The sequence below is a fragment of the Mycobacterium rhizamassiliense genome, from assembly GCF_900157375.1.
GTDB lineage: Bacteria > Actinomycetota > Actinomycetes > Mycobacteriales > Mycobacteriaceae > Mycobacterium > Mycobacterium rhizamassiliense.
Genome location: NZ_LT721901.1, coordinates 2,807,985 through 2,831,709, shown reverse-complemented (window position 1 = coordinate 2,831,709; position 23,725 = coordinate 2,807,985). Strand labels below are relative to the sequence as shown.

The 23,725-nt window shown below is 66.5% G+C and carries 20 protein-coding genes and 1 pseudogene; 10 read left to right on the top strand and 11 right to left on the bottom strand.

Going from position 1 to position 23,725, the window contains the following annotated elements:
• Positions 1 to 35 precede the first annotated feature (35 nt).
• The 6 genes from MRAB57_RS13940 to MRAB57_RS13915 form a co-directional block, all read right to left on the bottom strand.
• Positions 36 to 1,022 carry a Rieske 2Fe-2S domain-containing protein gene (locus tag MRAB57_RS13940; RefSeq protein WP_245830321.1) on the bottom strand — a complete coding sequence of 329 codons (987 nt, stop codon included), beginning with the start codon at positions 1,020 to 1,022 and terminating at the stop codon, positions 36 to 38.
• 24 nt (positions 1,023 to 1,046) lie between these two features.
• Positions 1,047 to 2,225 (bottom strand): cytochrome P450, encoded by a 1,179-nt coding sequence (locus tag MRAB57_RS13935; protein WP_077079518.1) that lies wholly within the window; start codon positions 2,223 to 2,225, stop codon positions 1,047 to 1,049.
• On the bottom strand, positions 2,222 to 2,689 hold the full coding sequence (locus MRAB57_RS13930; RefSeq protein ID WP_077079517.1) for a Zn-ribbon domain-containing OB-fold protein: 468 nt from the start codon (positions 2,687 to 2,689) through the stop codon (positions 2,222 to 2,224). The genes MRAB57_RS13935 and MRAB57_RS13930 overlap by 4 nt, the downstream gene beginning before the upstream one ends.
• Positions 2,686 to 3,822 carry a thiolase C-terminal domain-containing protein gene (locus MRAB57_RS13925; RefSeq protein ID WP_077079516.1) on the bottom strand — a complete coding sequence of 379 codons (1,137 nt, stop codon included), beginning with the start codon at positions 3,820 to 3,822 and terminating at the stop codon, positions 2,686 to 2,688. Before MRAB57_RS13925 ends, MRAB57_RS13930 begins: the two co-directional genes overlap by 4 nt.
• A 21-nt stretch (positions 3,823 to 3,843) precedes the next feature.
• Positions 3,844 to 6,048 (bottom strand): acyl-CoA dehydrogenase family protein, encoded by a 2,205-nt coding sequence (locus MRAB57_RS13920; protein ID WP_077079515.1) that lies wholly within the window; start codon positions 6,046 to 6,048, stop codon positions 3,844 to 3,846.
• A 100-nt stretch (positions 6,049 to 6,148) separates the two neighbouring features.
• Complete coding sequence (locus MRAB57_RS13915) at positions 6,149 to 6,511, bottom strand: DUF4286 family protein (protein WP_077082021.1); 363 nt, start codon at positions 6,509 to 6,511, stop codon at positions 6,149 to 6,151.
• A gap of 540 nt (positions 6,512 to 7,051) precedes the next feature.
• Here MRAB57_RS13915 and MRAB57_RS13910 point away from each other — a divergent pair.
• The 3 genes from MRAB57_RS13910 to fadD12 all read left to right on the top strand — a co-directional run bounded on the left by MRAB57_RS13910 (position 7,052) and on the right by fadD12 (position 10,573).
• Positions 7,052 to 7,642: a TetR family transcriptional regulator gene (locus MRAB57_RS13910; RefSeq protein ID WP_077079514.1), complete on the top strand. Its 591-nt coding sequence runs from the start codon at positions 7,052 to 7,054 to the stop codon at positions 7,640 to 7,642.
• A 445-nt stretch (positions 7,643 to 8,087) separates the two neighbouring features.
• A complete protein-coding gene (locus MRAB57_RS13905) occupies positions 8,088 to 8,903 on the top strand; it encodes a mycofactocin-coupled SDR family oxidoreductase (protein ID WP_077079513.1) in 816 nt (271 codons plus the stop codon).
• 59 nt (positions 8,904 to 8,962) lie between these two features.
• Positions 8,963 to 10,573: an acyl-CoA ligase FadD12 gene (fadD12, locus tag MRAB57_RS13900; protein WP_077087948.1), complete on the top strand. Its 1,611-nt coding sequence runs from the start codon at positions 8,963 to 8,965 to the stop codon at positions 10,571 to 10,573.
• 291 nt (positions 10,574 to 10,864) lie between these two features.
• Here fadD12 and MRAB57_RS13895 read toward each other — a convergent pair whose 3' ends face one another.
• From MRAB57_RS13895 to MRAB57_RS29630, 3 genes and pseudogenes are all read right to left on the bottom strand, one after another.
• Positions 10,865 to 11,686, bottom strand: a complete 822-nt coding sequence (locus tag MRAB57_RS13895; protein ID WP_077079511.1) for a mycofactocin-coupled SDR family oxidoreductase — start codon at positions 11,684 to 11,686, stop codon at positions 10,865 to 10,867.
• 517 nt (positions 11,687 to 12,203) lie between these two features.
• Positions 12,204 to 13,736 carry a class I adenylate-forming enzyme family protein gene (locus tag MRAB57_RS28590; protein ID WP_077082020.1) on the bottom strand — a complete coding sequence of 511 codons (1,533 nt, stop codon included), beginning with the start codon at positions 13,734 to 13,736 and terminating at the stop codon, positions 12,204 to 12,206.
• Between the two features lie 558 nt (positions 13,737 to 14,294).
• Positions 14,295 to 14,483 (bottom strand): annotated as a pseudogene (locus MRAB57_RS29630) (TetR/AcrR family transcriptional regulator); the annotation flags it as partial.
• A gap of 168 nt (positions 14,484 to 14,651) precedes the next feature.
• Here MRAB57_RS29630 and MRAB57_RS13885 point away from each other — a divergent pair.
• Complete coding sequence (locus tag MRAB57_RS13885) at positions 14,652 to 15,197, top strand: nuclear transport factor 2 family protein (protein WP_131829130.1); 546 nt, start codon at positions 14,652 to 14,654, stop codon at positions 15,195 to 15,197.
• Between the two features lie 8 nt (positions 15,198 to 15,205).
• On the opposite strand, the gene MRAB57_RS13880 is transcribed toward MRAB57_RS13885, so the two are convergent.
• A complete protein-coding gene (locus MRAB57_RS13880) occupies positions 15,206 to 16,429 on the bottom strand; it encodes an acyl-CoA dehydrogenase family protein (RefSeq protein ID WP_077087947.1) in 1,224 nt (407 codons plus the stop codon).
• Between the two features lie 94 nt (positions 16,430 to 16,523).
• Between MRAB57_RS13880 and MRAB57_RS13875 the strand changes: the two genes are divergently transcribed.
• Positions 16,524 to 17,651, top strand: coding sequence for an acyl-CoA dehydrogenase family protein (locus MRAB57_RS13875; protein WP_077079508.1), 1,128 nt, complete (start codon positions 16,524 to 16,526; stop codon positions 17,649 to 17,651).
• 44 nt (positions 17,652 to 17,695) lie between these two features.
• On the opposite strand, the gene MRAB57_RS13870 is transcribed toward MRAB57_RS13875, so the two are convergent.
• Complete coding sequence (locus MRAB57_RS13870; protein WP_077079507.1) at positions 17,696 to 18,451, bottom strand: FadR/GntR family transcriptional regulator; 756 nt, start codon at positions 18,449 to 18,451, stop codon at positions 17,696 to 17,698.
• Between the two features lie 215 nt (positions 18,452 to 18,666).
• On the opposite strand from MRAB57_RS13870, the gene MRAB57_RS13865 reads away from it, so the two are divergent.
• The 5 genes from MRAB57_RS13865 to MRAB57_RS13845 all read left to right on the top strand — a co-directional run bounded on the left by MRAB57_RS13865 (position 18,667) and on the right by MRAB57_RS13845 (position 23,724).
• Positions 18,667 to 19,119: a MaoC family dehydratase gene (locus MRAB57_RS13865; protein ID WP_077079506.1), complete on the top strand. Its 453-nt coding sequence runs from the start codon at positions 18,667 to 18,669 to the stop codon at positions 19,117 to 19,119.
• Between the two features lie 91 nt (positions 19,120 to 19,210).
• A complete protein-coding gene (locus MRAB57_RS13860) occupies positions 19,211 to 20,794 on the top strand; it encodes a class I adenylate-forming enzyme family protein (protein ID WP_245835916.1) in 1,584 nt (527 codons plus the stop codon).
• Positions 20,791 to 21,552 (top strand): SDR family NAD(P)-dependent oxidoreductase, encoded by a 762-nt coding sequence (locus tag MRAB57_RS13855; RefSeq protein ID WP_077079505.1) that lies wholly within the window; start codon positions 20,791 to 20,793, stop codon positions 21,550 to 21,552. Before MRAB57_RS13860 ends, MRAB57_RS13855 begins: the two co-directional genes overlap by 4 nt.
• A 7-nt stretch (positions 21,553 to 21,559) precedes the next feature.
• A complete protein-coding gene (locus tag MRAB57_RS13850) occupies positions 21,560 to 22,690 on the top strand; it encodes an acyl-CoA dehydrogenase family protein (RefSeq protein ID WP_077079504.1) in 1,131 nt (376 codons plus the stop codon).
• On the top strand, positions 22,687 to 23,724 hold the full coding sequence (locus tag MRAB57_RS13845) for an acyl-CoA dehydrogenase family protein (RefSeq protein WP_077079503.1): 1,038 nt from the start codon (positions 22,687 to 22,689) through the stop codon (positions 23,722 to 23,724). Before MRAB57_RS13850 ends, MRAB57_RS13845 begins: the two co-directional genes overlap by 4 nt.
• The last annotated feature ends 1 nt before the right edge of the window (position 23,725 follow it).

Sequence of the window (23,725 nt, the reverse complement as noted above, 5' to 3'; positions counted from 1 at the left end):
ACACAGGGGAATGCATTCAGTTTTTTCTTGCGGGTCTATTTGTTGGCGGCGAGTACGTCAGGTTTCGGATAGAAGCCGCGCGCCCAGTGGCGCAGCCGCTGAAAGCCCGCGGCCTCGGTCGGCGCCAGCCCGGGTTTGTCCAGGTACTGCTGGTGATCCCAGATCATGATGTCGTCGGGCAGCGCCATTTTGGCCACGCGGAGCCGTTCGTCGTAGTTCTCCCCCTCAGAGATCCAGTACGTCGCGAAGATGTCGGACGTGGTGTCATCGACGGGCGTCGTGCAGATCGCGATGACCCGCACGCCGTCGGCGGTCTGCTCCCCGTTGAAGCTGACCCCGATTCCCGACCAGCGGATCTCGATGGTGTTGTGGGTGTCGCCGGGCCGGTCGACGCCGTCGGCCCATCGTCGCCCGAACCCGACCTTGGCGTGCCAGGCCGCTTCGGTGACGTCCTCGGTGAGCACGACGGGGCTGATCGGGGTGCGGTGGACGAACTGGAAGTGGTGCGGGTCGACTCCGTTCTCCGCGACGATCTGCGGGTGCACGTGGACGCCCGGAAACAAGGCGCGTTCGCCATCACCCACGGTTCGGTATCGCCGACTGCTGATGTGCGTTCCCAGGGCCTCGAACGCCTCGGGTACCTGCCAGAGCGGATCACGGCGTGCCACGTCGTGCCAGAGGTAGATGCACTCGTTGATTTCGGCCACCGGCCACGCCCGCACGCGGCGACCCCGGTTGGGCCGCTGCTCATAGGGGATGCGGACGTTGCGGCCGTTCCCGTCCCAGACCCAGCCGTGGAACGGGCACTGGATGCCGTCCTCGACTACACAGCCGCCGAAGGACAGGTTGGCCCCGAGGTGCTGACAGTGCGCATCGAGGATGTGAATGACGCCGTCCAGGTCACGGAAGGCGACCAGATTAGTCCCGAAATAGCGCTGTGGCTTCACCGCGCCGACCCCGAGGTCAGAACTCCAGCCGACCTGGAACCATCCGGTCGGCTGCATGGTGGGCAATTCGCTCACGGAGAATCTCCGGTCGTGTCGAAATCAGCTGGGCGGGAAGACAATCGGAACGGCATCCAACCCCATGGTGGCGTGTGGCCACGGCACGGCCGGCTGGGCGCCCTCGGCGAGCGCGTAGTCGGCGATGCGGTTGTGCCATTCCTCGAGAATCAGGCGCAGCTCGAGGCGGGCCAGGTGAGACCCCAAGCAACGGTGCGGGCCCCGTCCGAACGCGAAATGGGGTGGCCGCTTGTCAAGGTGCACGGTGTCGGGATCTGAATATTGCTCGGGGTCGCGGTTCGCGCAGCCCAGACTGATCAGGATGTCGGTGTCCTTGGCCACCGGACGGCCCGCCACTTCGAGGTCCTCGGTGGCTACGCGCGGCGCGAACGGCACCGGGCTGTCGACCCGCAGCTGCTCTTCGATGAAGTACGGGATCAGGGAGTAGTCGGCGGTAAGTGTGTGTCGCAGTTCCGCGTCGGCGGCCAGCCGCGCAAAGCAGAAACCCAGAGCGGACGTGACGGTGTCGAGGCCGGCAAGGACGAACAGGAAGCACAGGCCGATGATCTCGGGGTCGGTCAGGCCGCCTTCGTCGTCGAGTGCGGTGAGCTGGGAGAGCAGGTCGTCACCCGCGGGGTTGGCGCGACGCGCCGCGATGTGCTCGCTGAGGTAGGTGTAGAGCTCGAGGGCAAGCGTTAAAACCTCTGGTGTCGGCTCGCCGCTGGCGGGGTCGGTGAACTCCAGGATCGAGTCCTTCCATTGCAGCAGCCGGTCGCGGTCTTCCAAGGGCAACCCGAACAGTGTGAGGAAGACCTGAGACGGGAACGGGACGGCGACGTCGGCGAGGAACTCGCACTCCCCCCGTTCCTTGATGGCGTCGATCAGCTCGCCTGCCTGCCTGCGGAGCTCGGGTTCGCGTTCGGCCATCCTTCGGGGACTGAAGAACGGGTCCAACAGCCGCCGGAATCGGGTGTGATCGGGTGGGTCGATGGCGATCGGGACCATCGGGACGGGACTGCCGAGGCGGTCGAACGCTCGGGCTGAGGAGAAGAGTTCGGGTCGTTTCGCCACGAAATCGACGGCCGCAGCGCTGGTCAGCACCACCTGCTGGCGACCTTGCACGACGTCGCCGTGCTGGCGGAGCTGCTGCCAGGCCAGTGTTCTGTCCTGGGTGAACGGTAGATCGTCGACGTCGAAATTGGCGTCGGCGCTGATGTTGGTCATGCTGGCGGGTTCCCGTCGTTCGCGAGCCGGATGGTGAATTCGGGGATGCGGTAACCACTGTCTCCGAGGTCGACGATGCGGGCCTGCACTGGTTGGCCGATCCGGACGTCGGCAGGGTCGGCGTCGATGACTGCGTTGATGCGCAGGCCGGGCTGTTCGTCGAGTTCGATGAGGCCCACGACGTAGGGCGGGATGCGGCCCGGCACCAGCGCTTGGCGTATCACGATGTAGCTGAAGATGGTGCCCCGGCCGCTGACTTCTTCGAAGTGCACTGGGCCGCCGGTGTATCGGCTGCGTTCCAGCGGGGGGTGAATCCACTTGCCGGTGTCGTCGCAGCGGCACAGCATCAGCTTGCCGTGCTTCAGGGCTTCCCAGTACGGGGCCGTATCCGGGTCGGGTACCGGAATCGGCGGCAGGAGCATGGGATTGGTGGCCGGTGGCGATGTCGCGGATGGTGATGTCATGGCTTCTCCCTGCTATAGACGTTGGCGCCGCCGAACGGGCCGCCGCCGGCGGTGACGAGAGCGAGTTGGGCGTTGTCGACCTGGCGCACACCGGCCGCGTGGCGCAGCTGCAGTGCGGCTTCGTAGTGGTGGTTGAGGCCGTGGATGTAGCCCTCGGACAACAGGCCCCCGTGCGGGTTGACTACCACGTCACCGCCGTAGGTCGCGCGGCCGGTAGAGAAGAACTTGCCCACCTCGCCCTTCTCGCAAAAGCCGAAGCCCTCCATGGTGGCCATCACGGTGTAGGTGAAGCAGTCGTACATGCAGGCCAGATCCATATCCGCCGGCGTCAGGCCGGTTTTCGCCCAGATCTTCGGACCGGCCGTGCGCGAGTACATCTCGGTGGGATCGCTCCACTCGGTCCACCCTGCGCCACCCTGCGAGTTAGACGACCCGACCAACCACATCGGGGGCTGTTTGCTATTACGGGCGATGTCCTCACCGGTGATCAGGATGGCCACCGCGCCGTCGACCTCCGAGGTGCAGTCCAGCACCCGAAACGGTTCGTTGATCCAGCGTGCCGCCAGATAGCCGTCCATGGTCAGAGGTTCGCGGCGCAGTGCGTGCTCGTTGGGCCCGGCATGCTTGCGCTGGGTGATCGCGATCTGCCCCAGATCCTCTGCGGTGGAACCGTATTCGTGTTGGTGCCGGCGCGCCCACATGGCAAACCACTGCGGTGGCACCATGAACCCCGACGCGGTATCGAACTGGTCGTGGTGCGGCACCTGCATCGGCCCCTCGATGTGCCCGAAGCGGTGTCCGGAGCGGCCGTTGAGCGAGCGGTACACCAACACCGCCTGGCAGATGCCTGCCTCGATGACCGCTGCGGCGGTGGCGATCTGGTCGGCCACCAGGTTCCCACCGCCGTACATGGCGTTGGCCCAGGCCAATTCGTCGATGCCGAGTGCCCATCCGACGAAGATCGGCTGTTCGGAGTCGTTGGCCATGAAGGTGCAGATCCCGTCGATGTCGGCAGGTGTCAGCCCGGCGTCGTCGATGGCGTCGCGGCACGCGGCGACGGCCATGCCGCGGGTGGTGCGGCCGGAGTTCTTCGAGTAGGTGGTGCGGCCGATTCCGATGACGGCACAGGTCATTTCATTTCTCCAGTCATCGTGCTACTTGGTGGCCGGTGCGGGGTCCCTGGGCAGGCCCAGGATTCGTTCGGCGATCAGATTCCTAAGGACTTCGGCGGTGCCGCCAGCGATGGTCAGACAGCGGCTGAACAGGTAGTCGTGCACCACCGTTCCGGCGGCTTTCCGGCCCAGCGGGTCGTCGCCGACGGTCTCTCTGCCGTTGTCGGGTCCGGTGAGCAGGGCGGGCCCGGCGATGCGCAGCGCCAGTTCGGCGACGCGCTGGGCGTGCTCGGCGCCGAACAGCTTGGCGATGTTGCCTTCGATACCGGGTCCGGATTCGAAGACCGCGCGGGCAGCTTGACGTAAGTTCACGGTCGCCAGGGCGTAGGCCTCGATGAGCAGCGCCCCGACCTCGCCGACCAGCCGGTGATCGTTGCCGCGGTGACGAGCCAGCAGATCGAGCAGGTCCTCGGCGACCATGGTCACCGAACCGCCACCGATGGAGACGCGCTCGTTGCCCAGGGCCGCCATGGCCACCCGCCAGCCGTTGTTGACTTCACCCACCACGTCGTCGTCGGCGACGAACACCTCGTCGAAGAACACCTCGTTGAACAGGGCTTCGCCAGTGATCTCCCGCAACGGCCGGATCTGTACACCGGGTGCGGACATGTCGATGATCATCGCCGTAATGCCCTTGTGCTTGGGCACATTCGTGTCGGTGCGCACCGTGGCCAACCCGAGCTGGCAGTTCACCGCATCGCTGGTCCACACCTTCTGCCCGGTGAGGATCCAGCCGCCGTCGGTGCGGACAGCTTTGGTGGAGACCGCGGCCGCATCCGAGCCGGCACCCGGTTCACTGAACAGCTGGCACCACCGCAGCTCACCCTCAAGGCTGGGCCACATGAACCGGTCGATCTGTTCGGGGCTGCCGTGCTGCAGCACCGTGGGCACCATCCACTCGCCGAGACCCAGGCTGGGGCGCTCGACGCCGTCGAGCTCCTGCTCGATGATCAGCTGCTCGACGGATCCGGCGGCGCGGCCGTACGGTTTCGGCCAGTGCGGCACCAGATATCCGGTGCGGGCCCACAGCTTCTGCTGCTCGGCGGGTTCCGTCTGGCCGAGCTGTGCGCGGAAGTCGCGCACAGCTTGGCGGTACTGTTCGGCTTCCGGTGGTAGGTCCAACGCCGCGCCTTGGCGTGCACCACCGATCTGCAGGGCCGCCACGTCATCGTGGAGCGCGTCCTCGCCGCCGGCGAACGCCAGCAAGACCGTTGCGCGCCGGACGTAGAGGTGGGCGTCGTGTTCCCAGGTATAGCCGATGCCGCCATGGATCTGAATGTTCTTCAGCGCCACCCGTTGGTAGGCGGGCAACACGTGCCCGGCCGCCATCGTCACGGCCAGCTCGGCTTCCGACGCCGTGGCGCGGGCCGCATCCCAGGTGGCGGCCACGGCGAGCTCGGTGTCCACCAACATGTTGGCGCAGTGATGTTTGATGGACTGGAAGGACCCGATCGGACGGCCGAACTGTTCACGGGTGGCCGCATAGACGCTGGCCATCTCGGTGCACGCGGTGAGACCGCCAGTGGCCTCGGCCGCGGCCAGCAGGCGCACCGTCCGGGCGGCGGCGCGGGCCGCCCCAGGGAAGCTGTCCGCCACCGGCGCCGACGCCAGGTTGACCACGGTGATCGGACGCATCACCTGATCGACGGAGTCGCTGCGTGTTGTGCTCACCGCGTCGCCCGCCTCGACGAGCACCAGATCGTCCCCGATCGGGACAAGGAAAAGATCGGCGTGCTGCTCCCCCAGCGTGGCGACTGCGTCGGCAACGGCCGCCGATCCGCGCAGGGTGGCGTCACTCGTGGAGCCGATCGCGGCTACGACGTCGCCTGACACCAGCCGCGGAAGCCAGCGTTGCCGTTGCTCCTCGGTGCCGACCTCGGCGATGACCGCCGAGACGGCCACCGTCGGCAGGAACGGCCCGGCGATCGCGGCGCGACCGAGTTGCTCGACAACGATGGCCAACTCGGGCAGTCCGAAGCCCTGACCACCGTAGCGTTCGTCGATGTGCAAACCGAGCCAGCCCGTGGAGACGACCTCCTTCCACAGGCCGTCGTTCTGCCACCAGCGCCCGCTCTCGTCCGGATCGAGCAGGATGCGGCGGGCAGCTGCGGTTCCGCCACGACCGCCGACCAGCGATTTGGCGACGTCGGCGAGCGCGCCGTGGTCTTCGGTTAACGCCAAGGGCATGGTGCAACCTCACTCGTTAGGACGAACAGGGGGACGTCGTCGGCGCGGGTCCGAGCGGATGTCGCCCTCACGCCCGTTGCGCTGAACGCGGCCGCGCCTTTCATGTCGCTACCCGGCGTTCGCCGCGCGGGGTCCACCCGGTCAGCGACACGGTGCTCAGGTCCAAGGTCTCACCCAGCGTCAACGTGCCCGCCATGACCCGCTTGAGGAACTCCGCCATCACCGCGTCGGGCTCGCGGTCGAGTTCGTAGACCACCAAGTAGCGGTGCGTCGGGGGCGGCAGCTGTGCGGGGAGGTCCTCGTCGTCGGGCACCTTGATCTCGGACAGGTCATAACGCTGTGCGGCGACGACACCGGGAACGTCGAGAACCTCGGGTACGTGCGTGGAGTCGTACCACGCATTGAATGCGGCGTCTTGACCCTCGATGGGGTTGCTCAAGACAAGGAACAGGCTCTCCGCCACGGACACGCCTTTCGGGCCAAGGATTTCGACGACTGGTGCGCAAGCGAGAATATGGCAGGCAACTGTCATAGTCAATGCTCAGTGGTTGGCTGGTGCCCGATCGATACCGGCTCGCGCCACGTTCGTCGCGCGGATCGCGATTCGCGCGGGCATGCGATACGCGCCTGGATGCCCGGACACGGGTGGCGCGCCTATCCGCGCGCCACCCAGGGTTGATTGCATTGACGCGCTGAATATCTCTGTATACAAGTCTTATTCGGATATCTGGACCGTTTAGGCGGGGCTGCTCATGGCGCCTCCTTCCGCCACAGCACGTCCGCGATGTCCTTGTCCGGCACCCGCCGCACTGCGCGATGACCCTCGGTGCCGCCGCCGGCACGGGTTCTAGGCCGGTGTGATGCGTGTATCACCGCTCAAGGTTGAGGGGTATGACAGTCTACTGCCATACTGCTTGAGTGGCACAGGGCGTGACGGTGGTCGGGGGAACCGTCGGGGCTGCTGTCACCCGTACCGGCACGAGGCTCGGGGAAAGGTGCAGGAATGGTGCGCGGCGAACGCTCGCCCCGCGGCGATCACGCCCATCGGGTGCATACCACGCTGGTCGACGTCGCGCTCGACCTCTTCAGCGCGCACGGATACGACGCAACAACCACCGACGAGATCGCGAAGGCGGCCGGCGTGTCCACTCGGACGTTCTTCCGCTACTTCCCCACCAAGCAGTCCATTCTGTTCTTCGGAGCGTACGACTTCATCCAAGGGTTCCGGGCGGTTTACCTCGCCCAGCCGAAGTCGGTCTCCGACATCGATGCCATGACCGAGGCGTTTGCGTCGCTGGCACTTGGCCTAGGACGGATCCGCCGCCGCGTCTCGCTCTACCAAAAAGCGGTCGCCAACTCTCTGGTCCTGCGCGGTCAGGAACGCCATGACCAGGATGCCAAAGCCCAGATCGTGGCGATGGCGGTCGCAGAGCGCCGCGGCCTGCCTACCCCCGATGCCGCGGCGGAGGTACTCGCCAGGGTCGGGTTGCTGCTGCTCGACCGTGCGATCAAGCGCTGGCTATCAGTCCCCGACCACACGGTCGACGACCTCGTCCGGCATGAGTTCGCGGCACTGTCGGCGGCCCTTCGGTAGTCCGTCATAACGTCGCAACAGCTGACAGGTAACTGCCATATTTGTAGCACTGGGCCGCGCAAGGATCCGGATTGATGCACGCCGTGGGTGCACGATGCTCACCCGTGCACGCGGTCACGGGGTGACCTACTGAACCGTATCCTGAACTAGGTAAACTACCTTGGGTCGAAGATCCCAGTGGGGTCGTCGAGGGATCGTGCTCGGCATTGCCAAGCTCGCCGGGGCGCCCGCGTGATTTGGCCGGTGCCTCCCAAAAGCAACTGTCTTGACCTATGGCATACGACTGTCATACTGTCTGATCCGGCAGTGCGGGCTGCAGCAGATGTCCACGAGTTCGTCAAGGTGTCTGGCAGCGCACTGATGCCCGCCCCGGGTAAAGCTTTCGTGCGGACGTCATGCCCGGCGGGGCCAGATCACGCGGCACAACGGCAAAGAGAGTTGAGATATGGGTGCATTAGACGGTCGAGTCGCCTTCATCACCGGCGCCGCGCGGGGGCAAGGACGTGCCCACGCGGTGCGGTTGGCCGCCGACGGCGCCGACATCATCGCGTTGGACATCTGTGCTGATATCGCGTCGATGGACTATCCCAACGCCACTCGGTCCGATTTGGACGAGACGGTCAAGCTGGTCGAGGGTTCGGGCCGGCGCATCGTGGCGCGTCAGGCCGATGTCCGCGACGGCGACGCCGTGGATGCGGTCCTGGCCGATGGCCTCGCTGAATTCGGGCGGCTGGACATCGTGATCGCCAACGCCGGCATCATCCGGCTCGGCGGTGGCGGCGACGACCGCCAGGTGTTCCGTGACATCGTCGACGTCAACCTGATCGGGGTGTGGAACACCGTGCATGCCGCGATCCCGACCGTGATCGAGGGCGGGCGCGGCGGGTCGATCGTCATCACCAGCTCCAGTGCCGGCCTCAAAGCCACCGGCACCGACCGGACCGGCGGCCAGGCCTACTCGGCTGCCAAGCGCGGCCTCGTCGGACTGATGCAGGTATGGGCCAACGACCTGGGGAAACATTCCATCCGCGTGAACACCATCCACCCCACCGGGGTGGCCACCGGCATGGTCATGAACGAGGCGATGGGCAAACTACTCGAGTCCGGGGACGTCGCGATGGAGGCGATGCAGAACGTGTTGCCGATCCCAGTGCTCATGCCGGAAGACGTGGCGAATGCGGTGGCCTTCCTCGTCTCGGATGAAGCCAAGTTCATCACCGGAACGGCCTGGCCCCTCGATGCCGGCTTTGCTGTGCGCTGAGTGCTGCGGCTGCTTCACTGACACGGTGCGACTGTTATCGGCGCCGCCTCGTGACTGACATGTATGGTCTGATCACCACCTTTGTCCGCGCAAGGCTGCTGACGGTGCTGCGCCCGGACAAGTACGTCCGGATCCTCTCCGTGATCCGGCGAGAGGGAATGTCGGCGACGACTGGCTTCGCGATCGCCGCGGTGCGATGCCCGCAGCGGCCGGGTCTGATCGACGAACTGGGCGCATTGACCTGGAGACAACTCGACCAGCGCTGCGACGCGTTCGCCGCCGCCGTGCAGGCACAAGGCGGCGGTCCACCCAAGACGATCGGCATCATGGCCCGCAATCATCGTGGCTTTGTCGAGGCTTTGGTCGCCGCCAACCGGGTCGGCGCGAACGTGCTGCTGTGCAACACGTCGTTCGCCGGGCCGGCCCTGGCCGAGGTGGTCAACCGCGAACGCGTCGACACCGTGGTCTACGACGAGGAGTTCACCCCGACGGTGGACCGGGCGTTGGCTGAGCGGCCCGATGCCCGACGCATCATCGCCTGGACTGATGATCCCGACAGCCACCAGGTGACGGTCGAGAAGATGATTGCCGCCCATCGCGGGCAGCGGCCCTGGCCACCGATGCGCACCGGCAAGCTGATTCTGCTGACCTCCGGGACGACGGGAACCCCCAAGGGCGCAAGACATTCCGGTGGCGGCCTCCGCGACGTCGAGGCGATCCTGAACCGGACGCCGTGGCGGGCTGAGGAGACGAACGTCGTGGCGGCGCCGATGTTCCACGCGTGGGGTTTCGGGCAGTTGGTGCTCTCGGCGATGATGGCGTGCACCGTGGTCACGCGACGCAAGTTCGATCCAGAAGTCACGCTGGACCTCATCGACCGGTACCGCGCCACCGGGCTGGCCGTGGTTCCGGTGATGTTCGACCGGATCATGGAGCTGCCAGACGATGTCCGCACCCGCTACAGTGGCCGGTCCCTGCGGTTCGCCGCCACGTCCGGTTCGCGGATGCGGCCGGATGTGGTGATCGCCTTCATGGACCAGTTCGGCGATGTCATCTACAACAACTACAACGCCACCGAAGCCGGCATGATCGCCACCGCCACCCCGGCGGATCTGCGCGCAGCACCTGACACCGCCGGTAGACCTGCCGAGGGCACCGAAATCCGGATCCTGGACTCCGATTTCACCGAACTGGCGCCCGGTGAGGTGGGCGGCATCTACGTCCGCAACTCCACACAGTTCGACGGCTACACCTCGGGGGCGACCAAGGACTTCCATCAAGGATTCATGTCCTCCGGGGACGTCGGCTACCTCGACGAGGCAGGCCTGTTGTTCGTCGTGGGGCGCGACGACGAGATGATCGTCTCCGGAGGAGAGAACGTCTATCCGATCGAGGTGGAGCGAGTGCTGGCGACGCACCCCGCCGTTGACGAGGTCTCGGTCATCGGTGTTGATGACGAGCGTTACGGGCAGCATTTGGTCGCATTCGTGGTGTTGGCCGAATCCGCTACGGCCAGCTCGGATGTGCTCAAGCAGCACGTCCGTGACGCGCTGGCGAATTATAAGGTGCCGCGTGAGATCACCGTCCTGGCGGAGCTGCCGCGCAGTAGCACCGGCAAGATTCTGCGCGCCGAACTACAGGCGCGCGTGTCCACCGCCGACAGCGGGTGACCCCTGCGCTGCAGCGGGGCACTCGCCCCAGCCGTCGCCCCCATCGAACACAACGAAACGTGTGGTACCGACCCAGCGACACCGGATCAAACGTTGCCCCAACGACGTGACCGGCAAGCCTAGTTGAGCAGCTGTAACCGCGACGTTCTCGCCGCAGTTCTACATCGGCCGAACACCTATCGTGGCGCCCGCCGTACAACCGCCCGAAGAATCAACACACCGAGCCGTGAAGATACAGGCGCCGACGACCCATCCCGCAGATCGGGTACTCGCACTGGGTGCACGTCGCTGCTACATGGCGGTGTATCCGGCGTCGACGGGCAGGCATACCCCGGTGATGTAGCGGGCGTGGTCGCTGGCCAGCCACACCACGGCATTGGTGACGTCCTGGGCCTCGACGAACGGGACCGGTAGCAGGTTGGTGGCCAGCTTCGATGCCGACGGATGCTCGGTAAACACCTGCGCCATGTGCTCGTTGACCACCATGGGGGTGAAGACCCCGGTCGGGTGCACGGTGTTGACCCGAATGCTGTGCTCAGCGTAGGACGTGGCCGCCACCCGCATCAGGCCGACAACTCCATGTTTGGACGCGGCGTAGGCGAAGGCTGCCGCGCTGCCGTCGCCACCTCGGCCCACCAGTCCCTGCGTCGAACTGGTTAGGATGATTGAGCCGCCGCGTCCCTTCCGAATCATCGAGGGCACCGAGGCCACGAGGGTGTTCCAGACTCCGAACAGGTTCGTCTCCACGATGTCGCGGTAGAGCCCCTGGTCGGCGGGATCGGTCTTGCCCGTGGCCACCACGCCGGCATTGGCGACCACGATGTCGATGTCGCCGAGTTCGCCGGCTCCGGAGTCAACAGCCGCTCGCAGGTCGGCCAGCTGGCGTACGTCGACCACCGATGTGTGGATGCGCCGGCCCAGATCGCGGACGAGTTGCGCGGTGTGCTCGAGATCGTCGCGGCTGGCCAATGGATAGGGGATGGAATCCATGTCTTCGGCGCGGTCGACCGCGATGATGTCGGCGCCCTGCTCGGCCATCGATACCGCATGACTGCGGCCTTGTCCTCGTGCGGCGCCGGTGATCAGTGCGATCTTGGTGTCGAGCAGTCCCATCTGTGCCCCTGTCTTCGTGTTCCAGCGACGCGGCGGCGACGCACGGTCCGTGTTCGAGTGCGGTCACGGTTCGGTGAGTGTGGTGCGCAGGTGTACCGTGCGCCGACCTTTCCCACGCGCCCCGAGGTAGACGGCGCAAGCGGGATTCTATATGACAGTGAGGTGTCAGTAGTGTGTGCTCGCAGGAACATGGGGTCGCGTGGGTTTCCGACCAGATCAAGCTGGCCGAACTGTCCGAGCACACCGTGGTAGCAGTTCGTAGTCCTGTTGCCATACAACGCTATCGGCTGAGCACGGCGATAATAGCGGCGCTCGGCAGCAGGCTGAAACACATACATCCACACCGCGAAACCGCTCGCACGTAACGAGGCTTTGGCACTGCGTCGTCAGTTTTGAACGAGCCAGGCTCCGACAGTCAGGAGGTGGGGCGCCTCCGACGGACCGCGAGACCGGCGCAGAGACACGCACTGATCGCCGCGCGGGACACCTCGCGTGGCGCTCTAATCGGCGGACGGTCCTACGAGTGGGCGACAGTCTCGCGAATGCGCTTCTTGTCGATCTTCCCGCTGGGCAGGGTGGGCAGGTTGTCGACGATGGCCAGGCGGCGCGGCACTTTGTACCGGGCGAGCGTGTCGCGCAGGAACTCCTGGACGCGATCCAGGGTCAGTTGTGCGCCGGGGCGCAGCACGACGACCGCGGTGACGGCTTCACCCCACCGGGGATCCGGCGTTCCGACCACCGCGCAGTCCACGACCTCGTGGAGGCCGCGCAGCGCGTGCTCGACCTCTGGGGAGTACACGTTTTCCCCGCCGCTGATGATGACGTCCTTCTTCCGGTCGACCAGATACAGCAGCCCATGCTCGTCGATGCGCCCGACGTCGCCGGTGTGACACCAGCCGTCGTCCAACGTGGCCAACGTGGCGGGCTGATCGTTCCAGTAGCCGCGGAACAGTGAGTCCGACTGGACGAGGATCTCGCCCGGCTGCCCGGTGGGGACGTCGAGTCCGTCGTCGTCGACGATGCGTATCGACACACCGGGAAAGGGGAATCCGACCGATCCCAGCCGGTGTGTCGCCTTGGGGGTGTCGAGCGAATGCAGTTCCCGTGGCAGTCCGGACACGATGGCCTCGGTTTGCCCGTAGAGGTTGAGGAACCCGGCGTTGGGCATGGTCGCCAGCGCTTGACGCAGGGTGGGCGGCGAGATCGGCGCGGCGGAATAGACGACGGTGTGCACAGCGTCGAGGGCCTCGCGGGCGCCGGGTTCGTCCAGCAGCGCCTGGAGCATCACCGGTGCCAGATGCAGCAGGGTGACGCGTTCGTTCGTGACCAACCGGAGGGCTTCTGCGGTGTCGAAGTGTCGTTGCAGGACCGCGGTGCCGCCGCGGGCGTGCAGGGCGCTGATGATGGCCAAGGCGCCGAAGTGGAACATCGGCATGTTGATCAGTCCGCGGTCGTCGGAGCCGGTGCGCATCTCGACGTTGGCCGCGAAGGCGATCCGCCGCAGTTCGCGATGTCCGAGCATGCAGCACTTCGAGGGACCCGTGGTGCCGCTGGTGAACAACAGGCAGCCGATGTCGTCGGGTCGGGCGGCAAACGGCAGCTCATCGTCAACGCCCCGGGCGATGAAGGCATCGAATCGCAGCATTCCCGGCGGAGGGGAAATGCCGAGGCAGACCAACTGCCGGACCCCGCTCAGCTGGGGCGCGAGCTCGCTGACGGTGGAGGCGAATTCGTCGTCGCAGAACACGATGGACGGCGTGACCCTGCGCAGGGCGTCGAGGACTTCGAGCGGGGAGAGCCGAAAGTTGATCGTTGCCATCATGATTCCGCTGAGCTGGGTGGCCGCGAACAACTGGCCGTATTCGATGCTGTTTCGGCCGAGCACGGCGATGCGGTCTTGGCGGCGCAGTCCGCTCTGGGCCATCGCCGACGCCAGCTTCACGCCGCGGTCGCGCAACTGGAGATGGCTGATGAACCGGGATCCGAGGCGGTAGGCGGCGACGTCGGGGAAGCGTTCGGCGTTGTCGATGACGATGTCGCCCATGGTCATTCCCACATCACCGCCGGGGCGCGAGAGGGGGGCCGATACCCGTCGCGGCGGGGTGGTCGTGCCAATGGGCGGGGCCGCCGGGGCGGTGTCGATCCGGTGTGCACGCGGCGTCTTCTCGTCACGTTGCGTTGTTTGAGTTGCGGGTGAGGGCTCGGTGAGGACGGCCATGATCATGGAGGCGACGGTCGTGACCATGTCGTCGTCCTCCACCGGCAGGCCTTCCGGTCGCACGAAGTACCACGCGCGGTCCAGCAGGGCCAACACCGCCAGCCCCAGCGTTTCCGTTGACGGAGTCGGCGCAGATTGGCGCGTCTGCAACGCGAGCCCCAGCGGGGCGGCCACGTGCATCTCCATCCGACGCGCGCCCTCCCGGAATGCATCGCTGCTGGAGGACCAACTGCTCGACGACAGGACGAACGCACCGTGAACGTCCATGTAGGCGAAGTAGGCGCCCACCCATGACTTCACCTCGTCCAGCGTCGGATGAGCGCCGAGCGTCTCCCATCCCCTGACCACGCTCTGGGCGTCGTGGTAGGCGTCCTGACCCAGTGCGGCGAACACCTCGGCCTTGTCCTTGAAATAGGTGTAGAAGCCGGCGCGGGAAATCCCGCACTTATCGGTGATGTCGTTGATGCGGGTACCGGCGTAGCCGCGACTCAGGAACAGGCTTCGGGCCGCCTCCAGGATCGCGTGCCGAGTCTGCAGCGCGCGAGGACTCAATGAGGTGTCGTTGTGCTGTAGGTCCACAGTCCCGTCGCGGTTTCGTGAGGCCGTCGTATCGTCGCATGATGGTACTCCACGACGGCCTCTGACCCGATCAGGCCGATCCCCAAGGTCGCCCCCTTGGCGCAATATCGGTGCAGTTCAAGCGGTGTTTATCGAACTTGGCGTTTCTGTCAAAAGTACTTGGCGTTCGTGTCAAATGCCGCTAGGGTCGTGCTCGACGGACTGCGCTCGGGTGCCACCGGCGCCGTGTCACCGGCCACCTCGGGCACGACGCTGCAGACGCCCCGTGCCCCTCGACACCAGGAGACCATCATGGCGGACCACGCCGCCGACACGAGCCGCGCTGACGCGGTGGCGACTCTGCTGCGTCACTTCTCGGCAGGTGACTTTGACGCCGCGATGACGCTGTTGTCCGAGGAGATCGAGGTGCGGTTGCCGTTCCAGGATGAACGCACCGGCTTCTGGTCCCACGTCGGCGGCAAGCGCGGTGTTCGGCAACTCTTCGCGGGGGTGGCCAAGCTGTTCAATCCGCACCCGCTGCACCTCGACGAGGTGTTTTCCGCCACGGACGGCAGGACTGTCGTGGCCCGGTATCACGGTGATTTCGTGGCCCGCGACACCGGAAAGCCCTATCAGAACACCTACATCGCGGTGTTCGAGTTCGACGGCGGCCTGATCAGGTCGTGGACGGAATTTCACAACCCGATGGTGCTGGCCGAGGCGTTACGCCCCTAGGTCGGCGCTCACACTGCGCGCGCCTCGCGAGGCAGTCCGAGGATGCGCTCGGCGATGATGTTGCGTTGAATCTCCGACGTGCCCGCGTAGATGGTGCCGGCCATCGCGTTGCACAGATGCACCGACAACCACGAGCTGGAATCGTTCGGCGCGCCGGCGTCGTCGGCGCGGAACCAGCGCATGGGCATGTCACCATCCCACGCCAGGGCGTCCCTGCCGAGGATGTCGATGGCCAACCGGGTCGTGCTCTGGTGATACTCGCTCCAGTAAAGCTTGGCGACGGACGCCTCGGGCCCCAGCGACCCGTCGCGCATGTAGGCCGCCAGGATCTTGTCGCCCAGCGCTTTCATCACCGCGACGCCGAGATAGGCGCGTCCGAGCCGCTCACGGGTAACCGATTGCCGGTCAGCGCCACGTTCCTTCGCCAGGGCGAAGACGCGCTCGAGTTCATGGGCGAACAGGATCGGGTTGACCGCCGCTTCCTCGCCGCGTTCGTGGCTCAGCAGCGAATTGGCCACCGCCCAGCCGTTGTTGACCTCCCCGACGACTAGGTCGGCCTCGGTGCGGGCGTCGCTGAGAAACACTTCGCAGAAGTCTTTGGTGTCGTTGAGCATCGTGATCGGCCGGACCTCGACACCGGGCTGGTCCATCGGCATCAGCAGCATGCTGATGCCCTTGGACTTCGGCGCGTCCGCGTCGGTGCGGGCCAGCAGGAACATCCAGTTGGCGTTCGTCGCGTTCGAGGTCCAGATCTTCTGGCCATCGATGCGCCACTGGTCGCCCTCGCGTCGGGCACGGGTCCGCAGACCGGCCAGGTCTGAGCCGGCCTCGGGCTCGGAGTAGCCCTGACACCAGATGTCCTCGCCGCTGATGATGTGGGGCAGGAACCGCAGCTTCTGCTCGTGGGTTCCCCAGGCCGCCAACGTGTTCCCGAGCAGCTTCATCGACAGCGTGTCACCCGGGCTGCCGACCGGCACCCTGGCGCGGGAGAACTCTTCGACCACCACCAGGTGGTCCAGTTTGGACAGACCCCGCCCGCCGTAGGCCACCGGCCACGTCACGCCGAGCATTCCGGCTTGGGCGCACAGGCGGCGCCACCGGTCGACGAACTCACGGCGCTGCGGCCCGGGCAGTGCGCCGGCGCCGGCCCAGTCGGCGGGAAGGTTGGCTTGAAGAAACGCCCTGACATCGTCACGGAACCCGGGTGTCTCGGTGGGTCCTGTCGCGGTCACCGGTACACACCCGGGCGGTTGCCGATAATCATATAGACAATACTAATGTATTGGATAGCGGACTAATATGATGCTTTGACTGTGAGGAGGGCCGATGCCCTTGCTGACCGACGACGACCGGATGGAGTTCCGGGTCTGGGTCCGCGACGGCCTGCAGCAGCACGCGCCGTTGGCGCTGACCCGGGAACTGGCCGAATCGGGTCGCCGCGACGACCCGAACCTCTGCGGGCGCCTCGCGGAGTTGGGGATGTTCGGACTGGCGACGCCCGAGGAGTACGGCGGCGGTGACGTCGGCGCGGCAGGGTTGGCCATTTTCCTGATGGAGACCGGCCGGTGTCTGCTGCCCGCCCCGTATCTGTCGACCGCCGTGCTGGCGCCGATGGCGATTCGCTGGGCCGGCGCCGAGGAACACTTCGCCGATCTGCTCAAGGGCATCGTTCAGGGGCAGGCGCGGGTGGCGCTGGCGCTGAGCCCGTTGGACGGCGCCGCGCCCCGCGCCACACGCGACGGACACACCTGGCGGCTGACCGGAGCAGAACCGGCCGTGTTGGAAGCCGATGTGGCGGATTGGCTGATCGTGGCCGCCGAAACGGATACTGGGCCTGGGGTGTTCGTGGTCGACCGGCACGACGCCGGGGTGCGCATCGAGACGCTTCGCTCGATCGATGTGACCCGGCCGGTGGCCGCCGTCACCTTCGGAGCGGCACCGGCGGTTGCGCTGGGTGATCTCGACGGCGCCGCGGCGTTGCGAGCCCGGCTGCAGGACCTCATCCGCTTGGCGATAGCCGCCGATGCGGTCGGGGGGGCTCAACGGCTGCTGGACATGTCGGTCGAGTACGCCAAGACGCGGGTTCAGTTCGGCCGGCCGATCGGCTCCTTTCAGGCGATCAAGCACCGCTGCGCCGATCTGTTCGTGGCGGTGCAGGCCGCCACCGCCGCGGTGGAGGCCGCGTTCGACCACCTCGATCAGCCACAGCAGGCGATCCCGGTGTCGGCGGCCGTCGCCGCGGTCTGCGCGCACGAGGCAAACTGGCAGGCGGTCCGGACCGCGATGCAAATCCATGGTGGGCTCGCCTTGACGTGGGAGCACGAGGTGCAGCTCTATTTGAAACGCGCGACCGCCTCGCAACATCTGTTGGGCAATCCCGACCGGGAGCTGGTCCGGCTCACCAATCTGGTCCTCGCCGAGGGCTACGACGTGGTGCAAGAGATCATCGGATGAGCCCACGCCCGACGACCGTCAACCTCGACGTGTGCGCCGGCGGGTCAGCCGAGCATCTCCACCACCGTTTTGGCCAACGGGCGGGCGGTGTAGTGGTGCTCGATCTCGTCGAGGTGCTTGTTCCACAGTTCGATCGCGGCGTCGGTGTCGTGGCGTTTGATCAGCGTCACGAAGTAGGCGTGCGTGCGATGCACTTCGCCGTATTCGACGCCCAGCTCACCGGGCGCCAGCGCCTCGACGTACCGGTTCCGTGCCGGCAGCAAGAGGTAGTAGAGGACTTCGACGGTGGTGCGGACCGTCTCGTTGCCGGCGAGTTCGGCGACCAGCAGGTGAAAGTCGATGTCGTGGCGGGCGTACTCGGCCGGGTTCGCGATGTGCGGTGTCGCCTCGGCGATCGCCTGGCTGAGCCGGGATACGTTCTGGCGGCGTTTGTCTCGCGCGACCGCCTCGCCCAAGGGCCGTTCCAGCGCGCTACGAGCACGGTAGACATCGGCCATCGTGGTGCCGCGATATTGAAGCAGATATCCCAGATGCCGCGCTGCCATGACGCCGTCGGGGGGTTTGACGCGCGCGCCACCCAAGGCGCCGCGCCGCACGACGATCAACGCCTCGGACTCCAGGATGCGGAACGCTTCGCGCAGAGTGGGGCGGCTGACGTCGAACTGCTCCATCAACACGGCTTCGGCCGGCAGCAGCGCGTCGGCGGGAAGTTCACCGGTGATGATCTGTCCGCGCAGACTGGCGGCGACCAACTCGGCGGCCTTGGGAACCCGGACGGCGCCAAAGGACGCTGCCGTCATCGCTTCACCCTCCCGTGCCGTGCCCTAGGTGTCGACATTGCGGCACTGGCGAGCGGTACCGCTGATCGTGTAGAACATCTTAATCCTCCAACTCATTTATGGGATGGCAGCGCCCGATGCACGTTCCCACCGCCACGCCCCAGGCACCATGCGTCCAATGACTTCACCGGCGCCGCGACCTCGGTACCACACACCAATTCAACGAAGGATGGATCGTGCGAAAGATAGAAGGCCCAGACGAATTGCGCTCACTGGTCGGCCAGGAGATCGGTGTCAGCGGCTGGAAGGCAGTTGATCAGGACCGCATCAACCTGTTCGCCGACGCCACCGACGACCATCAGTGGATCCACGTCGACCCCAAAAAGGCCGCCGAGGGGCCCTTCGGGACGCCGATCGCCCATGGATACCTCACCTTGGCGCTGCTTCCTCCGCTGATGAACGACGTCTTCGAAGTGGCCAACAAGCGCATGGGGGTCAACTACGGTCTCAACAAGGTGCGCTTCCCCGCTCCCCTGCCGGTCGATTCCCGGGTGCGTGTTCGGCTCGGTGTCGCCGCCGTGGACGACGTGCCGGACGGCGTCCAGGTGGTGTGGCTGGCCACGGTGGAGCGCGAGGGCGGCGACAAACCGGTCTGCGTCGCCGAATCCATCACCCGCCTCTACTTCTGACTTGGCAGCGACATTCGCGAACGGGAAGGGATTGTGCTGAACAACAGTGCTGGTGACCGCTCAGCGCCGCGGCCGAGGGTGCGGCAGTGACGTGTCCGCGGACGCATTGATGTGCGCCGGGCACAATTCCGAGGCCGCCGACAGCGCGGAAGAGCTTGCAGCCGTGCTACATCGCCGGGTCCGTGCCTACGGGTCAGCGCCCGTCATCGAGTTCGGCGGCAAGTGGTTGCGCGGCGACGATCTCACCGGCTACGTCGACGGCGTCGACTCGCTCATCGGCGCGGCCGGCGTCAGCGAGCGCGACGAAATCGGACTGGTGGTACGGAATCGACCGCAACACGCCGCCGCCATCGTCGGCCTGTTGGCGCGGCGGCGATCGTTTTCCCAGATCTACGCGTTCCAGTCCCCGGCCGCCATCGCGGCGGACATCGAGGCGCTGCGGCCCGGGGTCGTCATCGCCGACCGCGACGACTGGACGGCGCCGGTGATCGCGGCCGCGGCGCGGGTCGGTTCGATCGGCATCACCCTCCAATCGGCAGCCCCACACGTGGCGCTACTGCCCGAACTGTCCACCCGTGGCGAGGGCCGATACGCCCAAGTGCCCGATCAGCCGGCGATCGGCGTCCTGACCAGCGGCACCACCGGCCCCCCGAAGCGCATCAACCTACCCACCCCGGTGTTGCAGCGCGCGGTGCTCAGCGCAATGACGCTGTCGCCTGGAAATGCCGACGCTGCACCGGAACTCGTGTTCTGGCCGTTCGCCGGGATCGGCGGGATCGCACAGCTCGTCGGCGCCATACACAGCGGCAAGCGGCTCGTCCTGCTGGAGAAGTTTCAGGTCGATGACTGGGTCAGCGCGATCAAGCGGTACCAGATGCCCCACGTCGGTGTGCAGCCCGCCGTGGTGCGGATGGTGCTCGAGGCGAAAGTGCCACGCGGCGACCTGGCGTCGTTGAAGTTTCTGTTCGGTGGGTCTGGCCCGTTGGAGCCGAAGACCCGCCAGTCGTTCGAGAACACGTACGGCGTTCCGGTCCTGTGGGCCTACGGGGCCACCGAATTCGCAGGCACCGTGGTGGCGTGGACACCGGCGCTGTACGAAGAATTCGGCCACACGAAACCGTCGGCATCGGGCCGGCCCACCGCCGGCACCGAGGTTCGCGTCGTCGATGTGTCCACCGGCGCGCAGCTGCCCGACGGCCAGCAGGGCCTCCTCGAGGCCAGAGTTACGTTGGTCAGCCCGGACTGGATCCGGACCACCGACCTCGCCTCCATCGACGCCGACGGCTTTGTCACGGTGCACGGCCGCGCCGACGGCGCGATCAACCGCGGTGGTTTCAAGGTTCTGCCCGAGACCGTCGTCAACGCACTCTTGTGCCACCCCGCCGTGCGAGACGCGGCCGTCGTCGCGGTGCCCGATCCGCGTCTGGGCGAGATTCCCTTTGCCGCCGCCGAACTCCACGCCGCCGCTGCGGCCCCCGGCGTCGAGGAGCTGAAAACCCATCTGCGGCAACGGCTTCCCGCACACCACATCCCGGTGGACATCCGGATCGTCGAGCGGCTGCCACGCACCCCGTCGCTGAAGGTGAGCCTGCGCGACGTCAAAGCCATGTACCGCCCCGACTCCGGCACCCCGTCGCAGTCAGCGTCACACGCACCTACAGGAGGAAACACATGACCAGTACCGCACGACTGGCCGGTCGCGTCGCCGTCGTGACCGGCGCCGGCCAGGGACTCGGCCGGGCGATCGCCATCCGCTACGCCACCGAAGGCGCACGAGTCGCCGTCGTCGACATCAACGCCGACACCGCGCAGGCCGTGGCCGAGGAGATCACCGCCGCAGGCGGCACGGCGGCTGCGATCACGTGTGACGTGTCCCAGCGCGCGGCGGTCAACGACGCGGCAGCACGAGCCGCCGCCGACCTGGGCCCCATCAACGTGCTGGTGAGCAACGCGGGCCTGACCCGCCCGGCGATGCTGTGGAAGATGACCGACGAGCAATGGTCAACAGTCCTCGACATCCACCTCAACGGAGCCTTCTACTGGCTACAGGCAGTGGTGCCGGGAATGCAAGAAGCCAAGAAGGGCTCCATCATCTTCACAACCTCCTCAGCCGGGCTCAACGGCACCATCGGACAAATCAACTACTCGTCGGCCAAGGCGGCGCTGCTGGGCATGACGCGGTCGGCCGCCCGCGAACTCGCCAGCTACAACATCGTCGTCAACGCCGTCGCCCCCGCCGCCGCCACCCCGATGACCGAAGGGCTGCGCAACAACGACAAGCTCAATGACAACTACCTGCAACGCATTCCGTTGAAGCGGTGGGCCGAACCCGAGGAGATCGCCGGAACCTACGTCTTCCTAGCCTCCGACGACGCCACCTACATGACCGGACAGGTCCTGGCGATCGACGGCGGACTGGTGATGGTCCGGTGATAACCCGATGAGACTCGAAGCCACCGAACTCAGCACCGACGAACAACGGTTACGCGACGACGTCCGAGCCTTCCTGGCCGACCGGCTCCCGCCGGGCAACTATGACGTCGGCCTAGGTTTCGCCGCCCCCAGCGATCCCGCCTTCTCCCGCGACCTGGGTGCGCGGGGCTGGCTCGGCATGGCCCTGCCGAAGGAGTACGGCGGCGGCGGACGCACCGCCGTGGAACGGCTCATCGTCGTCGAGGAACTACTGGCAGTCGGAGCGCCGGTGGGATGGCACTGGGTCGCCGACCGCCAATCCGGTCCCAATATCGCCGCGAACGGCACCGACGAGCAAAAACAGTACTTCCTGCCCCGCATCGCCAGCGGCCAGTTGTCCTTCGCGATCGGCATGAGCGAACCCGACGCCGGCTCGGACCTGGCCGCCGTGCGAACCCGAGCGATCAAGGTCGACGGCGGGTGGCTGCTCAACGGAACCAAGATCTGGACCTCCGGTGCCGCCGAGGCGACCCACCTGTTGGGACTGTTCCGCACCTCGCAGGACCGCTACCGCGGATTGACCCAGTTCATCGTGGACCGCGACGCCGACGGGCTGACGCCGTCGAAGATCACCTTCATCGACGGCACCCGCCATTTCTGCGAAGTCGCGTTTGACGACGTCTTCGTCCCGGAATCCAGGCGCCTGGGCGAGGTGGGTGCCGGCTGGGGGCAAAACACCGCCGAACTCGTCCTCGAGCGCGGCGGGGTCGACCGCTGGATGTCGGTGATGCCGGTCCTGGACCACTGGGCCGGCACACTGCACGGCGCCGCACCCGGTTGGGCGCGGACCGAACTCGGATCCGTCGCAGCGCGTTGCTGGGCGTTCCACGGCCTGTCCCTGTCGATCGCGCGGGCGGTCGACCGTGGCGAATCGCCAACGGTCGAGGCGGCGCTGGCCAAGGAAATGGCCACCCGATTCGAACAGGAGTGCATCGAGATCGTGCTCAGACATTTCGGCCGGACACCCGAACTGACCTCACCGGACCCGTATGAATCCCTGCTCGCCAGGGCAGTGCTGACCGGCCCGTCGTTCACCATCCGCGGCGGCACCACCGAGATCATGCGCAACATCATCTCCAAGGCGCTGATCACTTCATGACCGCACCCCAAGCTGACCCCGAGCTCGTCGGGCTGGTCAGGGACTACTTCTCCCAGACCTTCACCGCCGACGTCATCGGCGCGGTGGAACGCGACGGCATGACCACCCCCTTATGGCTGTCGGCAGCCGAACTCGGTTTACCGCTCGTCGGGATCTCCGCGGGGCTTGGCGGGTCGGGCGGTTCGTTGTCGGATCTGCTCGCGGTCGTGAAAGGCGCGGGCCGCTACGCGGTGCCCCTGCCGCTGGCCGAGACCAGCCTGGCCGCCTGGCTGCTGGCCCGCGCCGGAGCGAAGATACCGGCCACCCCGATGACCGTGGTACCTGACTCCAGCGCCTTGTCCCTCGACGGTGACCGATTGACGGGCACCGCTACACACGTGCCCTGGGTGCGGGGCGCCAGCCACGTGGTGGCGGTCCTACCCGCCGGGGTGGTGGTGGCCGACGTCGACCACCTGCAAGTGACCGCGGGGTCGGACCTCGCGGGGATGCCCCGAGACGCCATCACGGCGAACGGAAGTGATGTGGACGTCTACCCCGCCGATGTCGGTGCCGATGACGTGCTGCTGCGCGGCGCGCTGCTGCGGTCCGCACAGATAGCCGGCGCCATCACCGGAGCGTTCGAACTGACCACGACCTACGTCGGGCAGCGTGAGCAGTTCGGCCGCCCGATCGGCAAGTTTCAGTCCGTGCAGGCCCATATCGTCGAACTCGCGCAGGCGTCAGCCTTGACCGCGCTTTCGGTCGACCGCGCGGGTGCCGCCGCACTGCACGGCGCGGCCTCCTTCGAGATCGTCGTCACCAAATCGGTGGCCAACCGCAACGCCGGGCTGGCGGCACGGGCCGCGCACCAGGCCCACGGCGCCATCGGCATGACGCAGGAATACGCCCTGCAACTGCTGACCCGACGCCTGCACACCTGGCGCGGCGACTTCGGTGACGAGGCATCCATGAACGTGCGCCTCGGCACGGCAATGGCCCTCGTCGGCGGCATCAACGCGGCCGTCACGGCCGTCGGCTCAACGATCGGAGTATGAA

Coding starts and splice junctions, on each gene's coding strand:
- MRAB57_RS13935 (WP_077079518.1), bottom strand. CDS start 2,225: ATGACCAACATCAGCGCCGACGCCAATTTCGACGTCGACGATCTACCG.
- MRAB57_RS13930 (WP_077079517.1), bottom strand. CDS start 2,689: ATGACATCACCATCCGCGACATCGCCACCGGCCACCAATCCCATGCTC.
- MRAB57_RS13925 (WP_077079516.1), bottom strand. CDS start 3,822: ATGACCTGTGCCGTCATCGGAATCGGCCGCACCACCTACTCGAAGAAC.
- MRAB57_RS13920 (WP_077079515.1), bottom strand. CDS start 6,048: ATGCCCTTGGCGTTAACCGAAGACCACGGCGCGCTCGCCGACGTCGCC.
- MRAB57_RS13910 (WP_077079514.1), top strand. CDS start 7,052: ATGGTGCGCGGCGAACGCTCGCCCCGCGGCGATCACGCCCATCGGGTG.
- MRAB57_RS13905 (WP_077079513.1), top strand. CDS start 8,088: ATGGGTGCATTAGACGGTCGAGTCGCCTTCATCACCGGCGCCGCGCGG.
- fadD12 (WP_077087948.1), top strand. CDS start 8,963: ATGTATGGTCTGATCACCACCTTTGTCCGCGCAAGGCTGCTGACGGTG.
- MRAB57_RS13895 (WP_077079511.1), bottom strand. CDS start 11,686: ATGGGACTGCTCGACACCAAGATCGCACTGATCACCGGCGCCGCACGA.
- MRAB57_RS28590 (WP_077082020.1), bottom strand. CDS start 13,736: ATGACCATGGGCGACATCGTCATCGACAACGCCGAACGCTTCCCCGAC.
- MRAB57_RS13875 (WP_077079508.1), top strand. CDS start 16,524: ATGCCCTTGCTGACCGACGACGACCGGATGGAGTTCCGGGTCTGGGTC.
- MRAB57_RS13870 (WP_077079507.1), bottom strand. CDS start 18,451: ATGACGGCAGCGTCCTTTGGCGCCGTCCGGGTTCCCAAGGCCGCCGAG.
- MRAB57_RS13855 (WP_077079505.1), top strand. CDS start 20,791: ATGACCAGTACCGCACGACTGGCCGGTCGCGTCGCCGTCGTGACCGGC.
- MRAB57_RS13850 (WP_077079504.1), top strand. CDS start 21,560: ATGAGACTCGAAGCCACCGAACTCAGCACCGACGAACAACGGTTACGC.
- MRAB57_RS13845 (WP_077079503.1), top strand. CDS start 22,687: ATGACCGCACCCCAAGCTGACCCCGAGCTCGTCGGGCTGGTCAGGGAC.